The 24,967-nt window shown below is 67.2% G+C and carries 26 protein-coding genes; 19 read left to right on the forward strand and 7 right to left on the reverse strand.

From position 1 onward, the window contains the following. Window positions 1–6: 6 nt before the first annotated feature. Window positions 7–1,200 carry an efflux RND transporter periplasmic adaptor subunit gene (locus ACZ42P_RS02705; protein WP_464898568.1) on the forward strand — a complete coding sequence of 398 codons (1,194 nt, stop codon included), beginning with the start codon at window positions 7–9 and terminating at the stop codon, window positions 1,198–1,200. A gap of 15 nt (window positions 1,201–1,215) precedes the next feature. Here ACZ42P_RS02705 and ACZ42P_RS02710 read toward each other — a convergent pair whose 3' ends face one another. Then, a complete protein-coding gene (locus ACZ42P_RS02710) occupies window positions 1,216–1,848 on the reverse strand; it encodes a phosphoribosyltransferase (protein ID WP_464898569.1) in 633 nt (210 codons plus the stop codon). A 221-nt stretch (window positions 1,849–2,069) separates the two neighbouring features. Between ACZ42P_RS02710 and mfd the strand changes: the two genes are divergently transcribed. Continuing rightward, a complete protein-coding gene (gene mfd, locus ACZ42P_RS02715; RefSeq protein ID WP_464899353.1) occupies window positions 2,070–5,492 on the forward strand; it encodes a transcription-repair coupling factor in 3,423 nt (1,140 codons plus the stop codon). Window positions 5,493–5,580: 88 nt separating this feature from the next. Next, complete coding sequence (gene serB, locus ACZ42P_RS02720; protein WP_464898570.1) at window positions 5,581–6,414, forward strand: phosphoserine phosphatase SerB; 834 nt, start codon at window positions 5,581–5,583, stop codon at window positions 6,412–6,414. Between the two features lie 6 nt (window positions 6,415–6,420). Here the strand turns inward: serB and ACZ42P_RS02725 are convergent, their stop codons facing one another. Further along, window positions 6,421–7,491 carry a PA0069 family radical SAM protein gene (locus tag ACZ42P_RS02725; protein WP_464898571.1) on the reverse strand — a complete coding sequence of 357 codons (1,071 nt, stop codon included), beginning with the start codon at window positions 7,489–7,491 and terminating at the stop codon, window positions 6,421–6,423. Window positions 7,492–7,602: 111 nt separating this feature from the next. Here ACZ42P_RS02725 and ACZ42P_RS02730 point away from each other — a divergent pair, with 111 nt between their 5' ends. The 4 genes from ACZ42P_RS02730 to ACZ42P_RS02745 all read left to right on the forward strand — a co-directional run bounded on the left by ACZ42P_RS02730 (window position 7,603) and on the right by ACZ42P_RS02745 (window position 10,849). Beyond that, window positions 7,603–7,845 (forward strand): hypothetical protein, encoded by a 243-nt coding sequence (locus ACZ42P_RS02730; RefSeq protein ID WP_464898572.1) that lies wholly within the window; start codon window positions 7,603–7,605, stop codon window positions 7,843–7,845. Between the two features lie 177 nt (window positions 7,846–8,022). Next, on the forward strand, window positions 8,023–8,901 hold the full coding sequence (dapA, locus tag ACZ42P_RS02735) for a 4-hydroxy-tetrahydrodipicolinate synthase (protein WP_464898573.1): 879 nt from the start codon (window positions 8,023–8,025) through the stop codon (window positions 8,899–8,901). Between the two features lie 35 nt (window positions 8,902–8,936). Next, entirely contained in the window at window positions 8,937–10,082 is a 1,146-nt protein-coding gene (bamC, locus tag ACZ42P_RS02740) for an outer membrane protein assembly factor BamC (protein WP_464898574.1), read from the forward strand. After that, window positions 10,082–10,849, forward strand: coding sequence for an MBL fold metallo-hydrolase (locus tag ACZ42P_RS02745; RefSeq protein WP_464898575.1), 768 nt, complete (start codon window positions 10,082–10,084; stop codon window positions 10,847–10,849). The genes bamC and ACZ42P_RS02745 overlap by 1 nt, the downstream gene beginning before the upstream one ends. A gap of 58 nt (window positions 10,850–10,907) precedes the next feature. Here ACZ42P_RS02745 and ACZ42P_RS02750 read toward each other — a convergent pair whose 3' ends face one another. The 3 genes from ACZ42P_RS02750 to ACZ42P_RS02760 form a co-directional block, all read right to left on the reverse strand. Continuing rightward, entirely contained in the window at window positions 10,908–11,177 is a 270-nt protein-coding gene (locus tag ACZ42P_RS02750; protein WP_464898576.1) for an endopeptidase, read from the reverse strand. Between the two features lie 124 nt (window positions 11,178–11,301). Continuing rightward, complete coding sequence (locus tag ACZ42P_RS02755; protein ID WP_464898577.1) at window positions 11,302–11,793, reverse strand: DUF7931 domain-containing protein; 492 nt, start codon at window positions 11,791–11,793, stop codon at window positions 11,302–11,304. After that, window positions 11,786–12,925, reverse strand: a complete 1,140-nt coding sequence (locus tag ACZ42P_RS02760) for a JmjC domain-containing protein (protein WP_464898578.1) — start codon at window positions 12,923–12,925, stop codon at window positions 11,786–11,788. Before ACZ42P_RS02760 ends, ACZ42P_RS02755 begins: the two co-directional genes overlap by 8 nt. A gap of 152 nt (window positions 12,926–13,077) precedes the next feature. On the opposite strand from ACZ42P_RS02760, the gene ACZ42P_RS02765 reads away from it, so the two are divergent. Together ACZ42P_RS02765 and ACZ42P_RS02770 are read left to right on the forward strand one after the other, a co-directional pair. Beyond that, window positions 13,078–13,557: a peroxiredoxin gene (locus ACZ42P_RS02765; RefSeq protein WP_464898579.1), complete on the forward strand. Its 480-nt coding sequence runs from the start codon at window positions 13,078–13,080 to the stop codon at window positions 13,555–13,557. Next, complete coding sequence (locus tag ACZ42P_RS02770) at window positions 13,545–14,027, forward strand: FKBP-type peptidyl-prolyl cis-trans isomerase (protein WP_464898580.1); 483 nt, start codon at window positions 13,545–13,547, stop codon at window positions 14,025–14,027. The genes ACZ42P_RS02765 and ACZ42P_RS02770 overlap by 13 nt, the downstream gene beginning before the upstream one ends. Window positions 14,028–14,090: 63 nt before the next feature. Here ACZ42P_RS02770 and mutS read toward each other — a convergent pair whose 3' ends face one another. Together mutS and ACZ42P_RS02780 are read right to left on the reverse strand one after the other, a co-directional pair. Then, window positions 14,091–16,640, reverse strand: a complete 2,550-nt coding sequence (gene mutS / locus ACZ42P_RS02775; RefSeq protein WP_464898581.1) for a DNA mismatch repair protein MutS — start codon at window positions 16,638–16,640, stop codon at window positions 14,091–14,093. Further along, a complete protein-coding gene (locus ACZ42P_RS02780; RefSeq protein ID WP_464898582.1) occupies window positions 16,640–17,428 on the reverse strand; it encodes an inositol monophosphatase family protein in 789 nt (262 codons plus the stop codon). Before ACZ42P_RS02780 ends, mutS begins: the two co-directional genes overlap by 1 nt. Window positions 17,429–17,523: 95 nt before the next feature. Between ACZ42P_RS02780 and ACZ42P_RS02785 the strand changes: the two genes are divergently transcribed. From ACZ42P_RS02785 to iscX, 10 genes are all read left to right on the forward strand, one after another. Beyond that, complete coding sequence (locus ACZ42P_RS02785) at window positions 17,524–18,291, forward strand: RNA methyltransferase (protein WP_464898583.1); 768 nt, start codon at window positions 17,524–17,526, stop codon at window positions 18,289–18,291. 56 nt (window positions 18,292–18,347) lie between these two features. Then, window positions 18,348–19,100 carry a serine O-acetyltransferase gene (cysE, locus tag ACZ42P_RS02790; protein ID WP_464898584.1) on the forward strand — a complete coding sequence of 251 codons (753 nt, stop codon included), beginning with the start codon at window positions 18,348–18,350 and terminating at the stop codon, window positions 19,098–19,100. A gap of 137 nt (window positions 19,101–19,237) precedes the next feature. Then, the gene (iscR, locus tag ACZ42P_RS02795; protein WP_464898585.1) at window positions 19,238–19,711 is read left to right on the forward strand and encodes a Fe-S cluster assembly transcriptional regulator IscR; all 474 of its coding nucleotides are present in this window, start codon (window positions 19,238–19,240) and stop codon (window positions 19,709–19,711) included. A 46-nt stretch (window positions 19,712–19,757) separates the two neighbouring features. Then, window positions 19,758–20,969 carry an IscS subfamily cysteine desulfurase gene (locus ACZ42P_RS02800; RefSeq protein ID WP_464898586.1) on the forward strand — a complete coding sequence of 404 codons (1,212 nt, stop codon included), beginning with the start codon at window positions 19,758–19,760 and terminating at the stop codon, window positions 20,967–20,969. 34 nt (window positions 20,970–21,003) lie between these two features. After that, a complete protein-coding gene (gene iscU, locus ACZ42P_RS02805; protein ID WP_464898587.1) occupies window positions 21,004–21,423 on the forward strand; it encodes a Fe-S cluster assembly scaffold IscU in 420 nt (139 codons plus the stop codon). Window positions 21,424–21,443: 20 nt separating this feature from the next. Then, complete coding sequence (iscA, locus tag ACZ42P_RS02810; RefSeq protein ID WP_464898588.1) at window positions 21,444–21,767, forward strand: iron-sulfur cluster assembly protein IscA; 324 nt, start codon at window positions 21,444–21,446, stop codon at window positions 21,765–21,767. Window positions 21,768–21,848: 81 nt separating this feature from the next. Further along, window positions 21,849–22,379 (forward strand): Fe-S protein assembly co-chaperone HscB, encoded by a 531-nt coding sequence (hscB, locus tag ACZ42P_RS02815; RefSeq protein WP_464898589.1) that lies wholly within the window; start codon window positions 21,849–21,851, stop codon window positions 22,377–22,379. 63 nt (window positions 22,380–22,442) lie between these two features. Beyond that, complete coding sequence (gene hscA, locus ACZ42P_RS02820) at window positions 22,443–24,305, forward strand: Fe-S protein assembly chaperone HscA (protein ID WP_464898590.1); 1,863 nt, start codon at window positions 22,443–22,445, stop codon at window positions 24,303–24,305. Between the two features lie 25 nt (window positions 24,306–24,330). Beyond that, complete coding sequence (gene fdx / locus ACZ42P_RS02825; RefSeq protein WP_464898591.1) at window positions 24,331–24,669, forward strand: ISC system 2Fe-2S type ferredoxin; 339 nt, start codon at window positions 24,331–24,333, stop codon at window positions 24,667–24,669. Beyond that, a complete protein-coding gene (iscX, locus tag ACZ42P_RS02830) occupies window positions 24,669–24,863 on the forward strand; it encodes a Fe-S cluster assembly protein IscX (RefSeq protein ID WP_464898592.1) in 195 nt (64 codons plus the stop codon). Before fdx ends, iscX begins: the two co-directional genes overlap by 1 nt. Window positions 24,864–24,967: the final 104 nt, after the last annotated feature.

The raw sequence follows: 24,967 nt of genomic DNA on the forward strand, positions 1-24,967 counted from the left end.
CGCCCCATGAACCTGCGTGCCCGCATCGGTCTTTCCCTGCTTGCCCTGAGCATCGCGGCGGGCCTCACCTACGGCTTCCTGCCGCGGCCCATCCCCGTGGAAGTGGCCACGGCGGCGCGCGGCCCCCTGCGCGTCACCGTGGAAGAGGAAGGCAAGACCCGGGTCAGGGAACGCTACGTCATCGCCGCGCCCATGGCCGGCCAGCTGCGGCGCATCACTTTGAAGGCCGGCGACGCAGTGACGGCAGGCGAGACGCTGGCGGTGATCGAGCCGGCGCCCGCCGCCGTGCTGGATCCGAGAAGCCGCGCCCAGGCCGCTGCCCGCCTGGAGGCCGCCCAGGCGGCGCTGGCCGCCGCCGAGGAAAACGTCCGGGCGGCGCGGGCCGAAACGGCCCTCGCCCGCCAGAACCTGGATCGCCTGAAAGCGCTGCGCGCCGCGGGCTACGTCTCGGCCCAGGCCCTGGACCAGGCCGCGGCGCAGGCCGAACGCAGTGCGGCGGCCCTGGCCGCCGCGGAGCACAACGCGCGCGCGGCCCGCTTCGAGCGCGACACCGCCCGGGCCGCCCTGCTGGAAGGCAGCGGCGGCGCCGCGCGCAGCGCCTTCGCCGTGCGCGCCCCGGCAAACGGCCGGGTGCTGCGGGTGCTGCGGGAAAGCGAGGGCCCGGTCCCGGCCGGCCAGGCGCTCCTGGAGCTGGGAGATCCCCACGCCCTGGAAGTGGAAGTGGAGGTGCTCTCCACCCAGGCCGTGACCATCGCGCCCGGGACCCGGGTGGAATTCGAGCGCTGGGGCGGCCCGCCTTTGGCAGGCCGGGTGCGCCGGGTGGAGCCCACCGGCTTCACCAAGGTATCGGCCCTGGGCGTGGAGGAACAGCGGGTGCGGGTGATCGTCGATTTCACCTCACCCCCTGAAGCATGGCGCAACCTGGGCGACGGCTACCGGGTGGAGGCGCGCTTCCTGGTGTGGGAGGGCGAGGACGTGCTGCAGATTCCCGCGAGCAGCCTGTTCCGCCACGACAGCGGCTGGGCGGTGTACCGCATCGAGGCGGGACGGGCGCGGCTCACGCCGGTGTCCCTGGGCCACCGGGCCGGGCTGACGGTGGAGGTGTTGGCCGGACTCCAGGCGGGCGACCGGATCGTCGGCCATCCCAATGACCAGGTGCGCGACGGCAGCCGGGTGAGCCCCCGGGCCAGCGGAACCTGAAGGGCGGATGGGCTCTCAGGCGCGTGCAGACTCGCGCAGGATGCGCACCACTTCCTCGTCTGCCACCTGGGGAAACTCGGCGTAGAACTGGCCCACGGCATAGAAGTCGTAGGGCGTTTCCAGGCAGACCACCTCGTCGCAGTAGCCGCGCACCTTTTCCACCGTCTCCGGCGGCGCCACCGGCACCGCGCAGATCAGCCTGGCGGGCCCCCTGGCGCGCAGCGCGTGGAGCGCGGAAATCATGGTGGCACCGGTGGCCAGCCCGTCGTCCACCACGATCACGATCCGGCCGGCGGGGTCGATGGGGGGACGCACGGGCGTGTACTGCGCCCGGCGCTGGCGCATGATCTCCATCTGGCGCGCCTTCTCCCGCTCGATGTATTCGGGCGTGGCCCCCGCCGCCGCGGCATAGTCCGCGATGTAGGTCCAGCCGGTCTCGTCCACCGCACCGATGGCGAATTCCGGATTGCCCGGTGCGCCCAGCTTGCGCACCAGCACCACGTCCACCTCGCCTTCCAGCACGTCGGCGATGCGCCTGGCCATGGGCACGGCCCCCCGGGGAATGGCCAGCACCAGCGGGTTTCGTCCCTTGTAGGCAATGAGCCGCTGGGCGAGACGGTCGGCGGCTTCGAGACGGTTGCGAAACATGGGATGCCCTCCTCGACCTCACGATAGCACAGGGGTGGCGCCAGCCCGACGCAATCGAAGAAAAAAGAGGCGGAACCCGTCCGCCTCCCAAGGAGAGCCCCACTCCGTCCCGAGTAGGTGGGTCTTGTATCGGCCGCCTGCGCCGCCACTTTAGGGAAAATTCGCAGCGCCCCCGGCCCCGCCGCCCGCCTCGCTTATAATCCGCAGTTTTTGTCTTGCCCATGCTGTTCGACGCGCCCCTCCCCCACCCGGGCCAAAGCCAACGCTACACGAACCTCGCCGGCTCGTCGGATGCGCTCGCCCTGGCCCAGCTGGCGGCCGGCGGGCGGCGGCTGGTGGTCATTACGGAAACGGCCCACGAGGCCCAGCGTCTGCGCGACGAGATTCCCTGCTTCGATCCCGCCCTGTCCGTGCACCTGTTTCCGGACTGGGAAACACTGCCCTACGACCAGTTCTCGCCGCACCAGGATCTGGTCTCGGAACGGCTTGCCACCCTCTACCAGCTGGACAGCCGCGCCTTCCATGTGGTCATCGTGCCCGTCTCGACGGCCCTCTGCCGGCTGCCTCCCAAGGACTTCCTCGCCGCCCACACGTTTTTCCTGAAACAGGGCGCGCGGCTGGACTTGAACGCCCTGCGCCGCCAGCTCACCCTGGCGGCCTACACTCCTGTCAGCCAGGTGCAGGCGCCGGGGGAATACAGCGTGCGCGGAGGCGTGATCGACCTGTTTCCCATGGGCAGTCCGGTGCCCTACCGCATCGACCTGTTCGACGAGGAAATCGAGAGCATCCGCACCTTCGACGTGGACACCCAGCGCTCCATCTATCCGGTGCCGGAGGTGCGCCTGCTGCCGGCGCGGGAGTTTCCCCTCAACGAGGCCGGCATCGCCCGTTTCCGCCAGGCTTTCCGCGAGCGCTTCGAAGGTGATCCCTCGCGCAGCCGCCTGTACAAGGACGTGAGCAACGGGCTCGCCCCGCCCGGCGTCGAGTACTACCTGCCCCTGTTTTTCGAGAACACCGCCACCTTCCCCGATTATCTGCCGGAGGATGCACTGATCTGCCTGCACCACGGGGTCCAGGCGGCCGCCGAACAGTTCTGGCGCGACACCCGCTCCCGCCATGCCCTGCTGGGTGGGGATGCGGAACGGCCGCTGCTGCCCCCGGAGGATCTGTTCCTCACCGCCGACCAGCTGTTCGGGGCCCTCAAGGCCCACCCGCGTATCGAAATCCTGGGGCCGGACGCGCCCGCCTCCAGCCGCACGGCACGCTGCGCCACGGCGCCCCTGCCGCCGGTGCATGTGGACCGGCGCGCGGAAAAACCGCTGGCGCGGCTCACGGCTTTCCTGGACGAATACCCGGGGCGCGTGCTGCTCGCCGCGGAGAGCGCAGGCCGACGCGAGACCATGGCCCAGATGCTGGCCGAGCACGGCCTGCGCCCCGCGCCGGTGGCAGGCTTCCAGGCCTTCCTCGCCCAGGGAGAACGCTTCGCGCTCACCACCCTGCCGGTGAGCCAGGGCTTCGTGCTGGTCGAAGCGGGCATCGCCCTCATCACCGAGGCGGAGCTCTATGCCCTGCAGGTGCGCCAGTCGCGCCTGCGGGAAGCGAAGAAGACCGGCTCCGAACACATGCTGCGCGACCTCTCGGAAGTGCGCGTGGGCGACCCCGTGGTGCACGAGGATCACGGTGTGGGCCGCTACCAGGGCCTGGTGACGCTGGATCTGGGCGAGGGCGACACGGAATTCCTGCTGCTGGAATACGCGGGCGGCGACAAACTCTACGTGCCGGTGGCCAACCTGCACCTGATCAGCCGCTACAGCGGCGGCCCGCCGGAGACGGCGCCGCTGCACCGCCTGGGCAGCGGCCAATGGGAAAAGGCCCGGCGCAAGGCGGCGCAGCAGGTGCGCGACACGGCGGCCGAGCTGCTGGATCTCTACGCGCGGCGCGCAGCGCGTGCGGGCCACGCCTTCCGGCTGAAGCGGGAGGACTACGAGGCCTTCGCCGCCGGCTTCGAATTCGAGGAAACGCCGGACCAGGCCGCTGCCATCCGGGCCGTGATCGAGGACATGACCTCGGGCAAGCCCATGGACCGCCTGGTCTGCGGCGACGTGGGCTTCGGCAAGACGGAAGTGGCGCTGCGGGCCGCCTTCATCGCCGTGGCGGACGGCAGGCAGGTGGCGGTGCTGGTGCCCACCACCCTGCTCGCCGAGCAGCACTATCACACCTTCTCCGACCGCTTCGCGGACTGGCCGGTGAAGGTGGCGGAAATCTCCCGCTTCCGCACCGCAAAAGAGCAGGCCGAAGTGCTCAAGGGCGTGCGCGAAGGCAGAATCGACATCCTGATCGGCACCCACCGTCTGCTCCAGAAGGACGTCGCCTTCAAGAACCTGGGACTGGTCATCATCGACGAGGAACACCGCTTCGGCGTGCGCCAGAAGGAACGCCTGAAGGCTCTGCGCGCCGAGGTGGACGTGCTCACCCTGACCGCCACACCCATCCCCCGCACCCTGTCCATGGCGCTGGAAGGGCTGCGCGACTTTTCCGTGATCGCCACCGCGCCCCAGCGCAGGCTCGCCATCAAGACCTTCGTCCATCCCTGGAACGAGGGTCTGATCCGGGAAGCCGTGCTGCGGGAGCTGAAGCGTGGCGGCCAGGTGTATTTCCTCCACAACGAGGTGGAGACCATGGCCCAGATGCACGAGCGGCTTGCGCGCATCGTGCCCGAGGCGCGCATCCAGGTCGCCCACGGCCAGATGCGCGAGCGCGAGCTGGAGCACGTGATGCGCGACTTCTACCACCAGCGCTTCAACGTGCTGCTGTGCACCACCATCATCGAGACCGGCATCGACATTCCCACCGCCAACACCATCATCATCCAGCGTGCGGACAAGTTCGGCCTGGCGCAGCTGCATCAGCTGCGCGGCCGGGTGGGACGCTCCCACCACCAGGCCTATGCCTATCTGCTCACCCCGGAGGGTGCCGTCACCGGCTCGGCCAGGAAGCGGCTGGAAGCGATCCAGATGATGGAGGACCTGGGCGTGGGCTTCCACCTGGCCATGCACGATCTGGAAATCCGCGGCGCCGGCGAGCTTTTGGGTGAATCCCAAAGCGGCGAGATGCAGGAAATCGGTTTCACCCTTTATGCCCAGATGCTGGAGCAGGCCGTGAAGGCGCTCAAGTCCGGCCGGGAACCGGCGCTGGACGCGCCGCTGAACGCCACCACCGAGATCAACCTGCACGCCCCGGCCCTGCTGCCCGCCGATTACTGTGGCGACGTCCACGAACGTCTGGTGCTTTACAAGCGTCTCGCCCACTGCGAGACCCTGGACGAGCTCGATGCCATGCAGGAGGAACTGGTGGACCGCTTCGGACTGCTGCCGCCCCAGGCGAAAACCCTGGTCGCCACCCACCGCCTGCGCATCCTGGCCAAGGCAGTGGGGGTGGCGCGCATCGACGCCAACGGCGAAAGCATCAGCCTGCAATTCGTGCCCAATCCGCCCATCGACGCGGCGCGCATCATCGGGTTGATCCAGACCCGGAAGAACTACAAACTCGCGGGTCAGGACAGGCTCAGGGTCATGCTGGCGACCGCCGATGCCGAGCAACGGGCGCAGGCGGTGCAGCAAATCCTGCGGGAGCTGATGGCGTGAGTTGGCAGCCGGCAGGGCGGCCCGGGCGCCCGGTCCGAAGCCCGGATTGCGCCGGGGTCGATCCGGCCTCACTTTTTGGAAAGCATCGATGAATCTCGTCATCCAGGGCCTCGACGTCGAGACCCAAGACCTCAAGACGCTGGCCAAACTCACCCAGGCCAACGGCATCGAACAGGTGCGGCCGAACGTGTTCCGCCTCGCCCACTGCACCCCCCATCCGGACGTGCCGGCCCTGTGTGAGCGGGCGCGGCTCGATTTCGGCTACGTGCCCGAGGGTCAGAAGCTCAACCACATCGGCCTGGTGGTGATGGATATGGATTCCACCCTCATCGCCATCGAATGCATAGACGAAATCGCGGACATGCTGGGCCTCAAACCCCAGGTGGCCGCCATCACCGCCAGCGCCATGCGCGGCGAGATCGAGTTCGCCGAGAGTCTCACACGCCGCGTGGCACTGCTTGCCGGCCTGGAGGAAAGCGCCCTGCAACGGGTCTATGACGAGCGGCTGCGACTGTCGCCGGGGGCGGAGCGGCTGCTCGCCACCCTCCGCGCCCACGGCATCCGGACCCTGCTGGTCTCCGGCGGCTTCACCTTCTTCACCGACCGCCTGAAGGCGCGCCTGGGCCTGGATTACACCGCGGCCAACACGCTGGAGATCGTCGGCGGCAGGCTCACCGGCCGGCTCCTCGGCCCCATCCTGGATGCCCAGGGCAAGGCCGACTGGCTCAACCGCGTGCGTGCCGAGCTGGGGCTGGCGAAGGAGCAGGTGGTGGCCATTGGCGATGGCGCCAACGACCTGCGCATGCTCGCCGCCGCGGGCATCAGCGTGGCCTATCACGCCAAGCCCGTGGTGCGCGAGAAGACCACCTACGCCATCAACTACGTGGGGCTCGATGGCGTGCTCGAGTTCTTCGAATACTGAAACACGTCAAAACAGGCTCATCTGCCCACCCGCCGGCGGCCGGAAGCGGTCGGTTCTTAGCGGCGGCAGGCCGGGAAAACCCAGCCGCCGGTAGGCGAGCCGAAAGCGGTCGCGCAGAAATTGCGCGTAGGTGCCGCTGCCCCGCAGCCGCAGGCCGAATTCGGGCTGATAATTCCGGCCGCCGTGCACCTCGCGCACGCGGTTCATCACATGCTCCGCCTTGAGGGGTTCGTGGGCGGCGAGCCATTCCCGGAACAGGTCCTTCACCTCGTGGGGCAGGCGCAGCACGACATAGCCCGCCTCCTGCGCGCCCGCGGCACGGGCCCGTTGCAGGATGCGTTCCATTTCGGGATCGGTCAGCACCGGCACCACCGGCGCCACCATCACGCCCACCGGGACGCCCGCCCCCGCCAGGGTCTCGACCACCGCCAGCCGCCGTTCCGGCTGGGGGGCGCGCGGCTCCAGCCGGCGTGCCAGTTCCCGGTCGAGAGTGGTGAGGGAGACGAACACGTGCACCAGATCGTCCCGTGCCAGATTCGTGAGCAGATCGAGGTCACGCTCGATCAGCGCCGACTTGGTGACGATGGAAACGGGATGCCGGCACTCGGCGAGCACCTGCAAAAGCCGCCGCGTCAGGCCGAGCCTGCGTTCCACCGGCTGCCAGCCATCGGTGTTAATGCCCAGGGCAATGGGCTGACAGGTATAGCGGGGATGGGCCAGCTCCTCGCGCAGACGTTCCGGCGCATCGGGTTTGTGAAACAGCCGGCTTTCGAAGTCCTGGCCCGGAGACAGCCCCAAATAGGCATGGCTGGGCCGTGCGAAACAATAGATGCAGCCATGCTCGCAGCCACGGTAGGGATTGACGGAGCGGTCGAAGGGAATGTCCGGCGATTCGTTGTAGGTGAGCACCCGCCGGGCGCGGTCCACCTCCAGCACCGTGGCAACGGTCACTTCCTGTTCCAGACTGCCCCAGCCATCGTCCTCCGCCTCCCGGCGCAGGGACTCGAAGCGTCCCCCCGGATTGCTGACCGCTCCGCGCCCCTTCACCAGGGTGCGGAATTTCATGGATTCGTTCATGGACCCAGCCCAGGACAATGGCAAAAAGCTTACGCCCCCCTCAAGCTTTTGCAAGCGTGGCCGCTATAGTCAAAGCAGGCGGCAATGCTTCGCCGCCCAAGGAGGTGCATCATGCTGATCGTGAAAGACATGGGCTCCGGCGCCATCGAGGAACGCATCGGCCCGGCAGACGACGCATCCACGGACGATTACGAGGCCGCCCTCTCCTCCGGCTGGGATCCGGTGATGGCAGAGGTGATCCACCGGGAACTCGACCGCTACGAAATTTCCCGGGCGGAGGCGCCGATGCCCGCCGACCTCAACGACGTGGACATCGACAGCTTCCTGGACCGCATGTACACCTACATGGGCTGAGCCCGGCGGGCGCACGCGGCCGCATCGGCCCCGGCAAACGGGGCGGGCGGCCGTTTTTCTTTGACGCCGCCCCCCGGCGCCGACCCTGGGCGCCGGCCGCGGCGCGCGGGGCGGAGCCGCCCGTTTCCGCGGCGCACCGCCGTGGGGTAGAATGAGGTTTTTCCCCAAGAAGCCGACATGATCAAAGGCAGTCTGGTGGCGCTGGTCACCCCCATGCACGAGGATGGCAGCCTCGACTGGGACGCCTACCGCGCCCTCATCGAATTCCACATCGCCCAGCAAACCGACGGTTTGGTGGTGGTCGGCACCACCGGTGAGTCCCCCACGGTCGATTTCGACGAACATCGCCGGCTCATCGAGGACGCGGTGAAAATCGCCGCCGGCCGCATTCCGGTGATCGCCGGCACCGGCGCCAACTCCACCCGCGAGGCCATCGAACTCACCGAAGCGGCGAAACGGGCCGGCGCCGATGCCTGCCTGCTGGTGGCGCCCTACTACAACAAGCCCGGGCAGGAAGGACTCTACCGGCACTACCGGGCCGTGGCCGAGGCGGTGGACATCCCCCAGATCCTCTACAACGTGCCCGGCCGCACCGCCTCCGACATCGCCAACGACACCGCCCTGCGGCTGGCCCAGATTCCCAACATCGTGGGCATCAAGGATGCCACCGGCAACCTGCAGCGGGGCACCGACCTCCTGCTGCGTGCTCCCGAGGGCTTCGCCGTCTACAGCGGCGATGACGCCTCGGCCCTGGCCCTCATGCTCCTGGGCGGCCATGGCGTGATCTCGGTGACGGCCAATGTGGCGCCGCGTCTCATGCACGACATGTGCGAAGCGGCCTTCCAGGGCCGCCTGGCGGAGGCGCGTGCCATCAATGCGCGGCTGTTCCCGTTGCACGACAAGCTGTTCGTGGAGGCCAACCCCATTCCGGTGAAATGGTGCGTGGCCGAGATGGGGCTCATCCGGCCCGGCATCCGCCTTCCCCTCACGCCCCTCTCCCCGGCCCACCACGACACCCTGCGTGCCGCCATGCGCAGCGCCGGCGTGCTCGGCTGACGGCGGGAGCCGCCCGCCCCAAGGAAGAACGCAGCATGAAACGAGGTTTCACATCCGGAATGGCGCTGCTGCTGGCCGCCACCCTCGGCTTCGGCGGCTGTTCCATGTCGCTGGAGACCAAAAAGATCGACTACAAGTCCGCGGGCAAGATCCCGCCCCTGGACGTCCCGCCCGATCTCACCGCCACCACCCCGGACGACCGCTACGTGGTGCCCGACATCACGCCGCGGGGCAGCGCCACCCTGTCGGCTTACCAGCAGGAACGCCAGGGACGGCCGGCCACCGCCAGCGCCACGGCAGGCAACCTCCTGCCCGACCTGGCCAACGTCCGCGTGGAGCGGGCGGGCAGCCAGCGCTGGCTGGTGGTCAAGGCCCCGCCGGAACAGGTCTGGCCGGTGGTGCGGGACTTCTGGCAGGAGCTGGGCTTCATCATCAAGACCGAACAGCCGGAAGCGGGCATCATGGAAACCGACTGGGCGGAAAACCGGGCCAAGATTCCCCAGGATTTCATCCGCAACATCCTGGGCAAGGTGCTGGACAGCCTCTATTCCACCGCCGAGCGGGACAAGTTCCGCACCCGCCTGGAGCCGGGCAAGGAACCGGGCACCACCGAGGTCTATATCAGCCACCGGGGCATGTATGAAGTCCTCGAGGGCGGCGATGGCGGCCAGCGCACCATCTGGCAGCCCCGGCCGCCCGATCCCGAGCTGGAGGCGGAAATGCTGCGTCGGCTGATGGTGCGCTTCGGCGTCGAGGAAAGCCGCAGCAAGACCCTGCTCGCCACCAGCAAGGACGTGGACCGCGCCCGGCTCGACCGCGGCACCGACGGCAGCACCAGTCTGGTCCTCGATGACGCCTTCGACCGGGCCTGGCGGCGCGTGGGTCTGGCCCTGGACCGGGTCGGTTTCACCGTGGTGGATCGGGACCGCTCCCAGGGCATCTACTACGTGCGTTACCTGGACCCGGAAGCGGAAGACACCAGAAAGAAGGACGACGGCTGGTTCTCCAAACTCGCCTTCTGGCGCAGTCGCGACAAGCAGCAGAAACCCGAAGAGTTCCGCGTGCGCGTGACGGAAGGCAACGAAACCACCCGCGTCAGCATCGAGGACAAGCAGGGCGTGCCGGACAAATCGGAAACCGCCGGCAAGATCCTCAATCTCCTGTATGAGCAGCTGAAGTAATGCGTTTCGCCTGCCTCGGCAGTGGCAGCGAGGGCAACGCCCTCCTGGTCGAGTCGGGTGATACGCGCCTGCTTCTGGACTGCGGCTTCAACCTGAGGGAAACCGCGGCGCGGCTCGCCCGCCTGGGCCGCACGCCCGCCGACCTGAGTGCGATCCTGGTCACCCACGAACATGGCGACCACGTCCGGGGCGTGTTCCGGCTCGCGGCCAAGTTTGGCCTGCCGGTGTGGTTGAGCCACGGCACCCATCTGCACCTGGCGGCGACGGGCCAGCTGCCGGAGGAATTCCACCTGTTCGACACCCACCACCCCTTCGCGGTGGGTGATCTCTTGATCCAGCCCTTTCCCGTCCCCCATGATGCGCGCGAACCCGCCCAGTTCGTGTTCAGCGACGGCACGCGCCGCCTGGGCGTGCTCACCGACGTGGGCCGCAGCACGCCCCACATCGAAGCCATGCTCGACGGCGTCGATGCCCTCGTCCTGGAATGCAACCATGACGCGGACCTGCTCGCCGCAGGCCCCTATCCGCCCGCCCTCAAGCGGCGGGTGGCGGGTGACTACGGCCACCTGAGCAACGCGGCGGCGGCAGCGTTGCTGGCGGGGCTCGACACGCGGCGATTGCAGCACATCGTCGCCGCCCATCTTTCGCGCACCAACAACCGGCCGGCCCTGGCGCGGCAGGCCCTGGCCGGGGTGCTAGGCTGTGAAGCGGACTGGATCGCCATCGCCGACCAGGATGCGGGCCTCGACTGGCGGCAGGTGCTATAGGAAAAAGGCATGAAAAAAGCCGGGCAGGGCCCGGCTTTTTTCTGCTCCTGGAAGGAGATTACTTCTTCTCTTCCGCGGGAGCGGCCGGCGCGGCAGCGCCTCCGGCAGGAGCGGCCGGCGCGGCAGCGCCCTCGGCAGGAGCGGCCGGCGCAGCAGCCTCGGGAGCCGGAGCAGCGGGCGCCGGCGCCGGAGCCGGAGCAGCGGCGGGCGCGGGCGCTTCCGCGGCCGGCGCGGGCGCTTCCGCGGCCGGCGCAGCAGCTTCTTCTTTCTTGCCGCAGGCAGAAAGCGACACGGCCAGCAGAGCAGCGAGCAGGACGGAGTATTTCATTATGTTTCCCTTTAGCTAAAGTTAAAACAAAGCGAACCTGATCGGCCTTCGTACTACGCAATCCTCGACCGACGCGCGGAATTATAGCAACCTGCCGGGAAAATGTAAGTGGCAAGCGCCCGGTTTACAGGCCGAGGGTGGTGGCGGCCAGCGCCGGCCGGGACGCCTGCCAGATTTCCTCGAAGCGGCGGCTCAGCGCCTGGGCACGCTCCGGCTGATCGAGGCCCCAGGTCCCGCGCGGGTGGTCGAAATGAAAGCGGTGCACGTAATGCACCGCGTCCGCCACCATGATGCCATCGTAGAGGCTGCGGGCCTCGCGCTCCGTTTCGTGGATGCTGATGGCATGACTAAACTGGCGCAACAGGTTCATCAGACGCGGTTCGCGGCGGGGCAGCGCTGCCGTGTCGTGGAGGACGATGCGCAGGCGGTTGTCGCGACCCATGAGCAGGAACCGGCGCAGGGCCTCGCTGCGGTCGGGATCGTTGAAGCCCGCCCCGGCCAGATCGCGGTCGAAGATGCAGATCTGCCGGCGCGCCGCCAGGACCAGGCGGTCGATGGCGGCGCGGTAGCCCGAGGGAAGGCCGAACGTCCCCTCGCTCGCCCCGTCTTCAGCCATGCCGCCCCCGCGCCGGTGCCGGCTCAAGCCACCCGTCCCGGTACCATTCGTGGAGAAGCTTTAGCAGCGCCTCGGGTGCTTCCCCTAGCCCGGCCAGCTCGCGCGTGTCCGCGAGACGGGCGAGCCAGGGGCGCAGGGCGGCCGAGACACGCAGCGCCTCGCCATTGATGAACACGGTGGCGCCGTGAAACAGCATCAGGCTCTTGAGGGACAGCCGCACCCCCCGCGCCCGCGCCGCGCGCGCGAAGGCGGCGTAGCCGAGCGGCCGCGACGGCGGCTCGAAAAACACGTAGGGCTTGGGTTCGGTCAGGTAGCGCCCCAGGAAGTCCGCCACCTGCGCCCGGTCCCAGCGGATGGCCTCGAGCATGTGCGCCACCCTGTCCAGCATGGCCTCCCCGATTTCGGCCGGATGCCGCTGGGTTGCGAGATCCGGGTCCTCGTACATGCCCGTGACCTGCAGGTTTTCTTCCAGGTAGGCGAGAAACTGGGTCACCAGCTCCTGGGCGGAAGGCGCACGAAAGCCGATGGAGTAGGTGAGACAGTCGTCCAGTGCCACCCCGTAATGGGCATACTTGGGAGGCAGGTAGAGCAGGTCGCCGGCACCCACCGTCCATTCCTGTTCCGGACGGAAACGCCGCAGGATGCGCAGGGGTGCATCAGGCACGAGGCTGCGGTCGTGCTGGCCGCTAATCTGCCAGCGTTTGTGGCCCAGCCCCTGGAGCAGAAACACGTCGTAGGAATCGAAATGGGGCCCCACCCCGCCCCCTGCCGGCGCGAAGCTGACCATGAGATCGTCCAGCCGCGCGTGGGGAATGAAGGAGAAGGCCTGCAAAAGGGCCTTGCCTTCCGGCAGCACCTGATCGATGCCCTGCACCAGCAGGGACCAGCGCGCCCCCTTCAGCCCGCCGAAATCCCGGGCGGACAGCGGCCCATGGCGCACGCTCCAGACCCCGTCGCGCTCCGTGACCAGACGCGCCTGGACGTCGTCCCGCCCAGCCAGCGCCATCAGCTCGCCGGGCGTTAAGAGATCGCGAAAGTCCGGCAGGGCCCGGGGCACGAAAAGCGGTGCTTTCTGCCAGTGGCGCGTCAGGAACTGACGGGGTGTGAGGGCGCCAAGCAATCGTTTGGTCATGGGCGCATTATACGGTGCGCCTTTGCCCGACCAGGGGTGCCGCGGGTTTTCTTGTGCGCCCCCGGAAATGGTTTAGAATGGCCCGAGACTTGGGCTGCAACGCCCGGCGTAACCGGGGGCTCGCGGCAAAAGTCACCCAGGCAGGGGATGTTATGTTGCAGGCAGGAAGCACCGCACCCGATTTCGATCTTCCCGACGCGGACATGGAGATGGTCAAGCTGTCCGACTTCAGGGGAAAGAAGAACGTGGTGCTCTACTTCTATCCCAAGGACGACACCCCGGGCTGCACCATCGAAGCCATCGAGTTCAGCGACATCGAAGACGAGCTGGCCAACCTGGACACGGTGGTGATCGGGGTGTCGCGCGACGACTGCATCAGCCATGCCGCCTTCCGCGACAAGCACGGGCTCACCGTGCGTCTGCTGGCCGATACGGAAGGCGAAGCCTGCCAGAAGTACGGCGTGTGGCAGGAGAAAGAGAAGGACGGAGTGAAGAAAATGGGTATCGTTCGCTCCACCTTCATCATCGACAAGAAAGGCATCGTCCGGCATGCCCTCTACGGGGTCAATCCCAGGGGCCATGCGCAGGAGGTGCTGGCACTCATCAAGGAAATGCACTCATGCAAATCGTGAAAAATTCCGTGGTCAGCCTGACCTATTGCCTCTCCGACAGCAAGGGCAACGTGCTGGAGGAATCCAAGGAACCCATCAGCTACCTGCACGGCGGCTACGACAACATCTTCCCTCTGGTGGAAGAAAAGCTGCAGGGCATGCAGCCGGGTGACACCCTGTCCGTGACCCTGGAACCGGAAGACGCCTTCGGCGAGTACGATGCCTCCCTGGTACGGGTAGAGCCCCGCAGCGTGTTCCCGGTGGCCGACATCCAGGTGGGCATGCAGTTCGAGGGCGGCGCGGAGGGTTCCGACGAGATGATTCTCTACACCGTCACCGACGTGACCGAGGACACCGTCGTGGTGGATGGCAATCATCCCCTCGCGGGCCGCACCCTGCACTTCTCCTGCACGGTGACCGACGTGCGTCCGGCCACGCCCGAGGAGATCGCCCACGGGCATGTGCATGGTCCCCACGGACATTCCCACTGACCGGCACACTCACTGGCCGCCAGAAAAACGCCGGGCATGCCCGGCGTTTTTTTGCACCCGCCTTCAGTCGAGCAGGGCGCGCAGCTGATAGACAAGCTCCAGTGCCGCGCGGGGTGACAGCGCGTCCGGATCCACCTCGCGCAGTCGCTCCAGGATCGGATGGGGCGCCGGCGCCGGCACATTGGCGAACAGATCGCCCTGGCCGCTTTCTGACACGGCCTGGTTCTCCAGGCTGACGAGATAACGCCGCGCCTGCTGGATCACGCTGGCGGGCACGCCGGCGAGTTGGGCCACCTCCAGTCCATAGCTCTGGCTGGCGGGCCCCTCCTCCACGGCGTGCAGGAACACGATGCGATCCCTGTGCTTCACCGCCGACAGGTGCACGTTGGCGATCTGGGGAAATTCCTGGGCGAGCCGCGTCAGTTCGAAATAGTGGGTGGCAAACAGCGTATAGCAGCCCACCTTCCCGGCCAGATGGCGCGCCACGGCGTGGGCCAGGGCCAGACCGTCGAAGGTGGACGTGCCGCGCCCGATCTCGTCCAGCAGCACCAGGCTCTCCTTCGTGGCGTTGTTCAGGATGTTGGCGGTCTCGGTCATTTCCACCATGAAGGTGGAGCGGCCGGAGGCCAGGTCGTCGGCAGCGCCGATGCGGGTGAAGATGCGGTCCACCGGCCCGATCAGCGCCCGCTGCGCGGGCACGAAGCTGCCGATGTGGGCCAGCAGGACGATGAGGGCGGTCTGGCGCATGTAGGTGGACTTGCCACCCATGTTGGGGCCGGTGATGAGCAGCATCTGGCGCGCGGGCGAGAGCACGAGATCGTTGGGGATGAAATGGTCCACCTGCCGCTCCACCACCGGATGCCGCCCGCCCGTGATCTCGATGCGCGGCGCATCCGTGAATTCCGGCGCCACGTAGCCGTAGGCCAGGGCGCGGTCGGCCAGGGCGCACAAGACGTCCAGCTCCGCCACCGCCTGCGCCAGGCGCTGCAGCGACGCGATCTCCGGCTGCAGGCGCTCCAGCAGGTCTTCGTAGAGCTGGCGCTCGCGCGCCAGCGCCCGCTCCTGGGCCGAGAGCGCCCTGTCCTCGAAAGCCTTGAGTTCCGGCGTGATGTAGCGCTCCGCGTGCTTGAGGGTCTGCCGCCGCCGGTAATCCTCCGGCACCCGGTCCGCCTGGGCCTTGCCAACCTCGATGTAGAAGCCATGCACCCGGTTGAATTCGACCTTGAGATTGGCGATGCCGGTGCGAGCCTTCTCGCGGGCTTCCAGCTCCAGCAGGAAATCGCCGCAGTGGTTCTGCAGCGCGCGCAGCTCGTCGAGCTCGGCATCCCAGCCGTCCTTGATCACACCGCCATCGCGCACCGAGGCCGCCGGTTCCGCCTGCAGCGCCTGCGAGAGCAACGTGTGCAGGGCTTCGCGCGGCACGCTGTCTCGGGCAAGCTGCACGAGGCGCGGACTGTCGAAGCGCTTGAGCACAGCCGCCAGGTCCGGCAGCACGGCAAGACTGTCGCGCAGGGCGGCGAGATCCCGCGGCCGCGCCGAACGCAGGGCGATGCGTCCGGCGATGCGTTCGATGTCGGCGATGCGCGCAAGGCGCTGCCGGATCGGTTCCGGTCCCGCTTCCACCAGCGCCCCCACCGCATCGAGGCGCGCGCGCAGCTCCAGCCGGTCGCGCAGGGGATGATGCAGCCAGTGGCGCAGCAGCCGCCCGCCCATGGCGCCCGAGGTGGCATCCAGCACCGACAGCAGGGTAGGCTCGCGCTCACCGCGCAAAGTCTCCGTGAGTTCCAGGTTGCGGCGGGTGGCCGGATCCAGCAGGACGTAGGTGGCCGGCTGCTCGACACGCAGGTTGGTGATGTGGGGCAGCGCCGCAAGCTGGGTCTGGCGCAGGTAACCCATGAGCGCGCCGGCGGCGGCGATGGCGGCTTCCAGCCCCTCCGCACCGAAGCCGGCCAGATCGCGCGTGCCGAACTGCTGGCACAGCAGGGCCCGCCCGCCGTCCGCATCGAACTGCCAGGGCGGCAGGCGACGCAATGCGGCGCGCGTGGCCGGCGGCTCGGCCAGGGTCTCCGGCAGCAGCAGCTCGGCGGGGCGCACCCGCTCCAGCAGGGCAGCGAGCTCCCCGGGCGCCACTTCCGCCACCCAGAAGCGGCCCGCCGCCAGGGACAGCCAGGCCACCCCCCAGCGTCCCGGCGCCGGCGCCAGGGCCATCAGGTAGGCTTCCTGCCGGTCGTCGAGGAGCGCCGCATCGGTGAGCGTGCCCGGTGTCACGACCCGGGTGACCTTGCGCTCCACGGGCCCCCGGGCGCCCGTGACCTCGCCCACCTGTTCACAGATGGCCACCGACAGTCCCAGCTTCACCAGCCGGGCCAGATACTGTTCCACCGACTGCACGGGCACCCCGGCCATGGTGATGGGCTGGCCGGCGGACATGCCCCGGGTGGTCAGGGTGATGTCCAGGAGCTGCGCGGCGCGCTCGGCGTCCTCGTAGAACAGCTCATAGAAGTCGCCCATGCGGTAGAACAGGAGCGTGTCCGGATACTCCGCCTTGATGCGCAGATACTGCTGCATCATGGGCGTATGTTGGGCCAGCGTCCCGTCCATGATGCGGGCCATCACGCTCCCTGGGTGTGGCTCTGGATCACCTGCAGCAACTGGGCAAACACCTTGGGATTGCCGCCCACCACGTTGCCGGTTTCCAGGTAGCCGTCTTCGCCCTGGAAATCACCGATCAGGCCGCCGGCCTCCAGGATCAGCAGGGCGCCGGCGGCCATATCCCAGGGCTTGAGCCCGGCCTCGAAGAAGCCGTCGTAGCGCCCCGCCGCCACGTAGGCCAGATCCAGCGCCGCCGAGCCCGGGCGACGCAGCCCCGCGGTCTTGGGCAGAAGCTCGCCGAAAATCCTGAGATAGGGTTCGAGAAAGGACAGCTCCCGGAAAGGAAAGCCGGTGCCGATCAGGGCTTCCTGCAGCTTGGTGCGGCGGCTGACCCGGATGCGCCGGTCGTTGAGGAAGGCGCCCCGTCCCCGGCTGGCGGTGAAGAGCTCGTTGCGGGTGGGATCATAGACCACCGCCTGGGTGAGCACGCCCCGGTGGCTCAATGCAATGGACACGGCATACTGGGGAAAGCCGTGGAGGAAATTGGTGGTGCCATCCAGGGGATCGATGATCCAGACGTAGTCCGAGCGGCCTTGGGCACCACGCTCCTCTGCTAGAATCGCGTGATCCGGATAGGCGGACAGCAGGGTCTCCACGATCACCTCCTCCGCCGCGTGATCCACTTCGCTCACGAACTCGTTGTGACTCTTGCTGCGCACCGTCAGCAGATCCAGGTCCTGGGAGGCGCGGTTGATGATGTGGCCGGCACGACGCGCGGCCTTCACCGCGATGTTGAGCATGGGATGCATGGGAGACCTTCGGCTTGTGTGCGCCCGGGATGCTGCGGCCCACCTGGACCGCGCCGCGTGCCGGGCCCGGAAAAGAACGAGCTGCGCATTGTAAATTGAATCCCACCCCAGAGGAACTCGCCCGGGAGGCCCGTCTCGCGGCCCTCGCCCGGGTGCACGTGGTGCTGTGCCGTCCCAGCCATCCCGGCAACATCGGCGCCGCCGCGCGCGCCATGAAGACCATGGGTCTTAACCGTCTCAAGCTGGTGGCACCCCGGCATTTTCCCCATCCGGAGGCCAATGCCCTGGCCGCGGGAGCAACCGACATTCTGGAAGGGGCCGAGGTCCACGCGACCCTGGAGGAGGCCCTGCAAGACTGCGTGCTGGCGGCCGGGCTCACCAGACGCACGCGGGAACTCGCCCAGCCGCCCCTGGAGGCACGCCAGGCCGCCCCGGAGCTTCTGGCCCTGGCACACAGCCAGCCGGTCGCCCTGGTGTTCGGCAACGAGACTTTCGGGCTGTCCAACGCCGAGCTCTCCCGCTGCCAGCGCCTGGTGACCCTGCCGGCCGATCCAGCGTATCCCTCGCTCAATCTCGCGGCCGCGGTGCAGGTCATGGCCTATGAGCTGCGCCTGACGGCCCTGGGCGAGACGCCCCTGCCTGCCCCGCTGGCCCGGGTGAGCCTTGCCGAGATGGCGTATTTCTACCGCCGTCTGGAGGAAACCCTGATCGCCATTGGGTTTCTGGATCCGGCCCATCCCAAGCGGCTCATGCCCCGCCTGCGCCGCCTGTTCGACCGCTGCGGGCTGCAAAAAGAGGAGCTCTCCATCCTGTTGGGGATCCTCAAGCAGGCCCATCCAAAGGGCAAAGGGAAAGTGGACTGATTTAGTCAACTTCCCTATAATAGACTTTTACCTCTGGATAAGGCCTGGCCCCTGCCGTGTTCAAGCATCTGCGCGAAGACATTGCCGTCGTTTTCGAGCGCGATCCCGCAGCGCGCTCCACGTGGGAAATTCTCACCACCTATCCGGGGGTGCACGCGCTGCTCATCCACCGCCTCGCCCACCGTCTGTGGAATCTGGGCCTGAAATGGCTGGCCCGTTTCGTGGCCCACATCAGCCGCTGGCTCACCGGGGTGGAAATCCACCCGGCGGCGGTGATCGGCCGCCGGGTGTTCATCGACCATGGCATGGGCGTGGTCATTGGGGAGACGGCGGAAATCGGCGATGACTGCACGCTCTATCACGGCGTCACCCTGGGGGGCACGACGTGGAAGAAAGGCAAGCGCCACCCCACCCTGGGCAAGGGCGTAGTCATCGGCGCCGGCGCCAAGGTGCTGGGCCCGATCCAGATCGGCGACGGCGCCAAGATCGGCTCCAACGCGGTGGTCGTGAAGGACGTGCCGGCGGGGGCGACCGCGGTGGGCATCCCGGCGCGCATCCTGGACAGCGAGCAGGCGCGGCAGCGGGCGGCCACGGCGGAAAAGATGGGCTTCTCCGCCTATGCCATCAGTCAGGACATGAACGATCCGATGGTGAAGGCGATCCACGCCATCCTGGACCACATCGCCGCCAACGACCGGCGCATGGAGGCGATGCTCAAGGCCCTGCAGCAGCTGGGGGTTTCCCTGGACCCGTCGGCGCTGCCGGAGGACCGGTTCGACGTGAACTATTTGAACAAAATAGTTGACTAAAATGCTCGGGAACGGTAGCTTAAGAACACTCTGGAAGCGACCGTCACCCACCCCAGCGGCGGGCGGCGGTGCCCAGACAGGCTTTCGTGATGCCGCCCCTTTGGGGCATTGATGTCAGACAAACCGGGGAATTTGCCATGAGACTCACAACCAAAGGACGCTTTGCGGTCACTGCCATGCTGGATCTCGCCCTGCGCGACGGGAATGGTCCCGTCACCCTGGCCGGCATCAGTGAGCGCCAGAAAATCTCCCTTTCCTACCTGGAGCAGCTGTTCGGCAAGCTGCGCCGCCACAACCTGGTGGACAGCGTGCGCGGACCGGGTGGCGGTTATACGCTGGCCAAGGCCACCTCGGCGGTGTCGGTGGCGGATATCATCCGCGCCGTGGACGAGCCGGTGGATGCCACCCAGTGCGGCGGGCTGGGCGACTGCCTGGAAGGGGAACGCTGCATGACCCACGAACTGTGGACCAATCTGAACCGCCACATCTACAACTATCTCGAGTCGGTGACCCTGGCCGACCTGGTGGCCGCCCAGCAGGCCCAGGCCGCCAAGGTGGCGGTGATGCGTGACGCACGCGAGGCTTCCGACAACAAGGCGGCCGTCGCCTGAAACCGGTGACGGCGGGCATGGACAGAGCAGGAAAGGACCGATCCCGATGCTGAAACTTCCGATTTATCTGGACTACTCGGCCACCACGCCGGTGGACCCGCGGGTCGCGGAAAAGATGATTCCCTACCTCACGGAGAAATTCGGCAATCCGGCCTCGCGCTCCCATGCCTTCGGCTGGGAAGCGGAAAAGGCCGTGGAGCACGCCCGTGAACAGGTGGCAGCCCTGGTCAATGCCGATCCCAAGGAAATCATCTGGACCTCCGGCGCCACCGAGTCCAACAACCTGGCCCTGAAGGGCGCGGCCCATTTCTACAAGGGCAAGGGCCGGCACATCGTCACCGTGAAAACGGAACACAAGGCGGTGCTGGACACCTGCCGCGAGCTGGAGCGTCAGGGCTTCGAGGTGACCTACCTCGCCCCCGAAGCCAACGGCCTGCTGGACCTGGAAAAATTCCAGGCCGCCCTGCGCCCGGACACCATCCTCGCCTCGGTGATGTTCGTGAACAACGAAATCGGGGTGATCCAGGACATCGAGAAACTGGGCGAGATCTGCCGCGAGCGCGGCGTGATCTTCCACGTGGATGCGGCCCAGGCCACGGGCAAGGTACCCATCGACCTCAGCCGGCTGAAGGTGGACCTGATGTCTTTCTCGGCCCACAAGACCTATGGTCCCAAGGGCATCGGCGCCCTCTACGTGCGGCGCAAGCCGCGGGTGCGCCTGGAGGCGCAGATGCACGGCGGCGGCCACGAACGCGGCCTGCGTTCCGGCACCCTGGCCACCCACCAGATCGTGGGCATGGGCGAAGCCTTCGCCATCGCCCAGGCGGAGATGGCCACCGAGAACGAGCGCATCCGCATGCTGCGGGACAAGCTGTGGAAAGGCCTGAGCGAGATCGAGGAAGTCTATGTCAACGGCGACATGGAACGGCGCGTGCCCCACAACCTGAACGTGAGCTTCGCCTACGTGGAAGGCGAATCCCTGATCATGGCGATCAAGGACGTGGCCGTCTCCAGCGGTTCCGCGTGCACCTCGGCGAGCCTGGAGCCCTCCTACGTGCTCAAGTCCCTGGGGCGCAGCGACGAACTGGCGCACAGCTCGATCCGGTTCACCATCGGGCGCTTCACCACCGAGGAGGAGATCGACTACACCATCGACTTGGTCAAGCGCAAGATCGCCAAGCTGCGCGAGCTTTCGCCCTTGTGGGAGATGTACAAGGAAGGCATCGATCTCAATTCCATCCAGTGGGCCGCCCACTGAGTGTTATCACCGACCCTGTTGAAAGGAGTACGTCATGGCATACAGCGACAAGGTTCTCGACCACTACGAAAATCCCCGCAACGTGGGGTCCTTCAACAAGGATGACGAGTCGGTCGGCACCGGCATGGTCGGCGCGCCGGCCTGCGGCGACGTGATGAAGCTCCAAATCAAGGTCAACAAGGACGGCATCATCGAGGATGCCCGGTTCAAGACCTATGGCTGTGGCTCGGCCATCGCCTCCAGCTCCCTGGTCACCGAGTGGGTGAAGGGCAAGACCCTGGATCAGGCGCTGCAGATCAAGAACACCCAGATCGCCGAGGAGCTCGCCCTGCCGCCGGTGAAGATCCACTGCTCCATCCTGGCGGAGGACGCCATCAAGGCGGCCGTGGCCGACTACAAGAAGAAGCACGGCCTGGACAGCGACGCGCCGGCGGAAGCGGCAGCCGCCAAGTGAACGTCCCGGAGAGGCAGGACATGGCCATCACGTTGACGGAAAAGGCGGCGACCCACGTCAGGAATTTCCTCGCCAAACGCGGCAAGGGACTGGGACTGCGCCTGGGTGTGCGCACCACGGGCTGCTCCGGTCTGGCCTACGTACTCGAGTTCGCCGACGAGGAGCGGCCCGAGGATCAGGCCTTCGAAAGCCATGGCGTGAAGATCTTCGTGGATCCCAAGAGCCTGGTCTATCTGGACGGCACGGAGCTCGACTACGCGCGCGAGGGGCTGAACGAGGGGTTCAAGTTCAACAACCCCAACGTCAAGGACACCTGCGGCTGCGGCGAATCCTTCAACGTGTGAGGGTCCGCCGCCCCGCATGGACGCAAGGCTGCCGCCGTTTCGCTGCGGGCCGCGCCCGTTGCCTGCTGCAATTGAAGGCCGATGATCGACTTCTCCCGCAACCATTTCGAACTGTTCGGCCTGGAACCCGCCTTCGGCATCGATCCGGGGCGGGTGGATCAGGCCTTCCGTGACCTGCAGGCGCAGGTGCATCCGGACCGGTTCGCCCATGCCTCGGATGCGGAGAAAAGGCTTTCCATGCAGTGGGCCACCCATGTCAACGAGGCCTACCGGACGCTGAAGGACCCCGTGGCGCGGGCCCGTTACCTGTTGCGGCTCCACGGCGTGGAAACGGAAGAGGAAACCAACACGGCCATGCCGGCCGATTTCCTGATGGCGCAGATGGAATGGCGGGAAGCCATCGGCGAGGCGCGGGAAGCCGGCGAGATCGGCGAGCTCGATCACCTGGCCGCCAAGCTGCGCAAGGAAATGCACGAGCTGGAAAGCGAGCTGGCGCGGCAAATCGACGTGCAGCACGACTATGCCGGCGCCGCCGCCACCGTGCGCAAGCTGCGCTTTTTCGAGAAACTGAAGGACGAGATCCACACCGCCCTCGAGGCGCTGGAAAGTTGAGGAACCGCCGCGCGCCCGGCCTGCGCGAAAAGCGTCCCCATTTCCCACCCACTCAGGAAAACCATGGCACTGCTACAAATCGCCGAACCCGGCATGAGTACCGCCCCCCACCAGCACCGGCTGGCGGTGGGCATCGACCTGGGCACCACCAATTCCCTGGTGGCCACGGTGCGCAGCGGCCTGGCCGTGGTGATCAACGACGAGCAGGGGCGCAGCCTCCTGCCCTCGGTGGTGCGCTATCTGCCGGACGGCCGCACCGAGGTGGGTTACGAGGCGCAGTTGCATCAGTGCCTGGATCCCCGCAACACCATCGTCTCGGTGAAACGCTTCATGGGACGGGGCCTGAAGGACATCGAACACATCCACGAATTGCCCTACCAGTTCGTGGATGCGCCGGGCATGGTGCAGTTGCGCACCGTCGCCGGGGTGAAGAGTCCGGTGGAGGTGTCGGCGGAAATCCTCAAGGTGCTGCGCCAGCGTGCGGAGAAGGCCCTCGGGGGCGAGCTGGTGGGCGCGGTGATCACCGTGCCCGCCTATTTCGACGATGCCCAGCGCCAGGCCACCAAGGACGCTGCGCGGCTGGCCGGACTCAACGTGCTGCGGCTGCTCAACGAACCCACTGCCGCGGCCGTGGCCTACGGCCTGGACAATGCCTCCGAGGGTATCTATGCGGTCTATGACCTGGGCGGCGGCACTTTCGACATTTCCATCCTGCGCCTGCAGAAGGGCGTGTTCGAAGTGCTCGCCACGGCGGGGGATTCGGCCCTGGGCGGCGACGATTTCGACCGCCGCATCTACTGCTGGGTGCTGGAACAGGCCAACCTGTCCCAGCTCAACGCCGAGGACAACCGCCTGCTCATGACCAAGGCACGGGAGGTGAAGGAGGAGCTCACCTTCCATCCGGAGACGCGCTTCACCGCGGTGCTCTCCACCGGCGAGACGGTGGATCTGGTCCTGACCAGTGAGCGTTTCGCCGAGCTCACCCGCAGCCTGGTGCAGAAGACGCTCGTCCCGGTGCGCAAGGCCCTGCGCGATGCCGGCCTCACACCCAAGGACATACAGGGCGTGGTGATGGTGGGCGGCGCCACACGCATGCCGCCGGTGCAGCGGGCGGTGGCCGAGTTCTTCGGCCAGGAGCCCCTGAACAACCTGGACCCGGACAAGGTGGTCGCCCTGGGGGCTGCCATCCAGGCCAACGTGCTGGCCGGCAACAAGGCCGACGACATGCTGCTCCTGGACGTGATTCCCCTGTCCCTGGGCATCGAGACCATGGGCGGGCTGGTGGAGAAAATCATTCCCCGCAACTCGCCCATTCCCATCGCCCGCGCCCAGGACTTCACCACTTTCAAGGATGGCCAGACCGCCATGAGCTTCCATGTGGTGCAGGGGGAACGGGAGCTGGTGAGCGATTGCCGGTCCCTCGCCCGCTTCGAGCTGCGCGGCATCCCGCCCATGGTGGCGGGTGCGGCACGGGTGCGCCTCACCTTCCAGGTGGACGCCGACGGTCTGCTGTCCGTTTCGGCGCGGGAACAGACCTCGGGAGTGGAAGCCGCCATCACGGTCAAGCCCTCCTACGGGCTCACTGACGAGGACATCACGCGCATGTTGGCCGCTTCCCGCGACCACGCCTCGGATGATATGCTGGCGCGCGCGCTGCGCGAGCAGCAGGTGGAAGGCCAGCGCCTCCTGGAGGCCGTGCAATCGGCCCTGGCCGAGGACGGCGCCACCCTGCTCGACGACCGCGAGCGCGCCGAGATCGAGGCGGCCATGGAACGGTTGCGTGCCACCCTGGGCGGCAACGACCACCGTGCCATCAAATCCGCCATCGACGCCCTTAACAAGGTCACCGAGGGCTTCGCCGCGCGGCGCATGGATGCCTCCATCCGCAAGGCGCTCGCGGGCCAGAAGCTGGCGGACGTGAGTTAGCCGGGCCCTCCATCCCGAACAAGCCATGCCCCAACTGATCGTTCTCCCCCATGAGGAACTCTGCCCCGAGGGCGCAGCCATCGACGCCATCCCGGGCAAGACCATTTGCGACACGCTGCTGGAAAACGGCATCGAGATCGAACACGCCTGCGAGAAATCCTGCGCCTGCACCACCTGCCACGTCATCGTGCGCGAGGGTTACGAATCCCTGATTCCGCCCGAGGAGCAGGAAGAGGATCTCCTGGACAAGGCCTGGGGCCTGGAGCCCACCTCGCGCCTGTCCTGCCAGGCCATCATCATGAACCAGGATCTCGTGATCGAGATCCCCAAATACTCCATCAACATGGTGAAGGAGGGCCACTGATGAAATGGACCGACGTGCGTGACATCGCCATCGCCCTGGCGGAAGCCCACCCGGACGTGGACCCGCAATACGTGCGCTTCACCGACCTGCACCGCTGGGTGATGGAACTGCCGGGGTTTGCCGACGACCCCAATGCCTCCAACGAGAAAATCCTGGAAGCCATCCAGATGACCTGGCTGGAGGAAGCCGAATAGGGCTGCCGCCCGCATCCGGCTTTTTCCGGTTTTTCCCCCTTTTTCCGCCTCCCTGGCAGCCCGGAGCCCACCCCTGGCCCGACCACAATATCTTGTGTTTTTCC

It is taken from the genome of Thiobacter subterraneus (assembly GCF_055379455.1).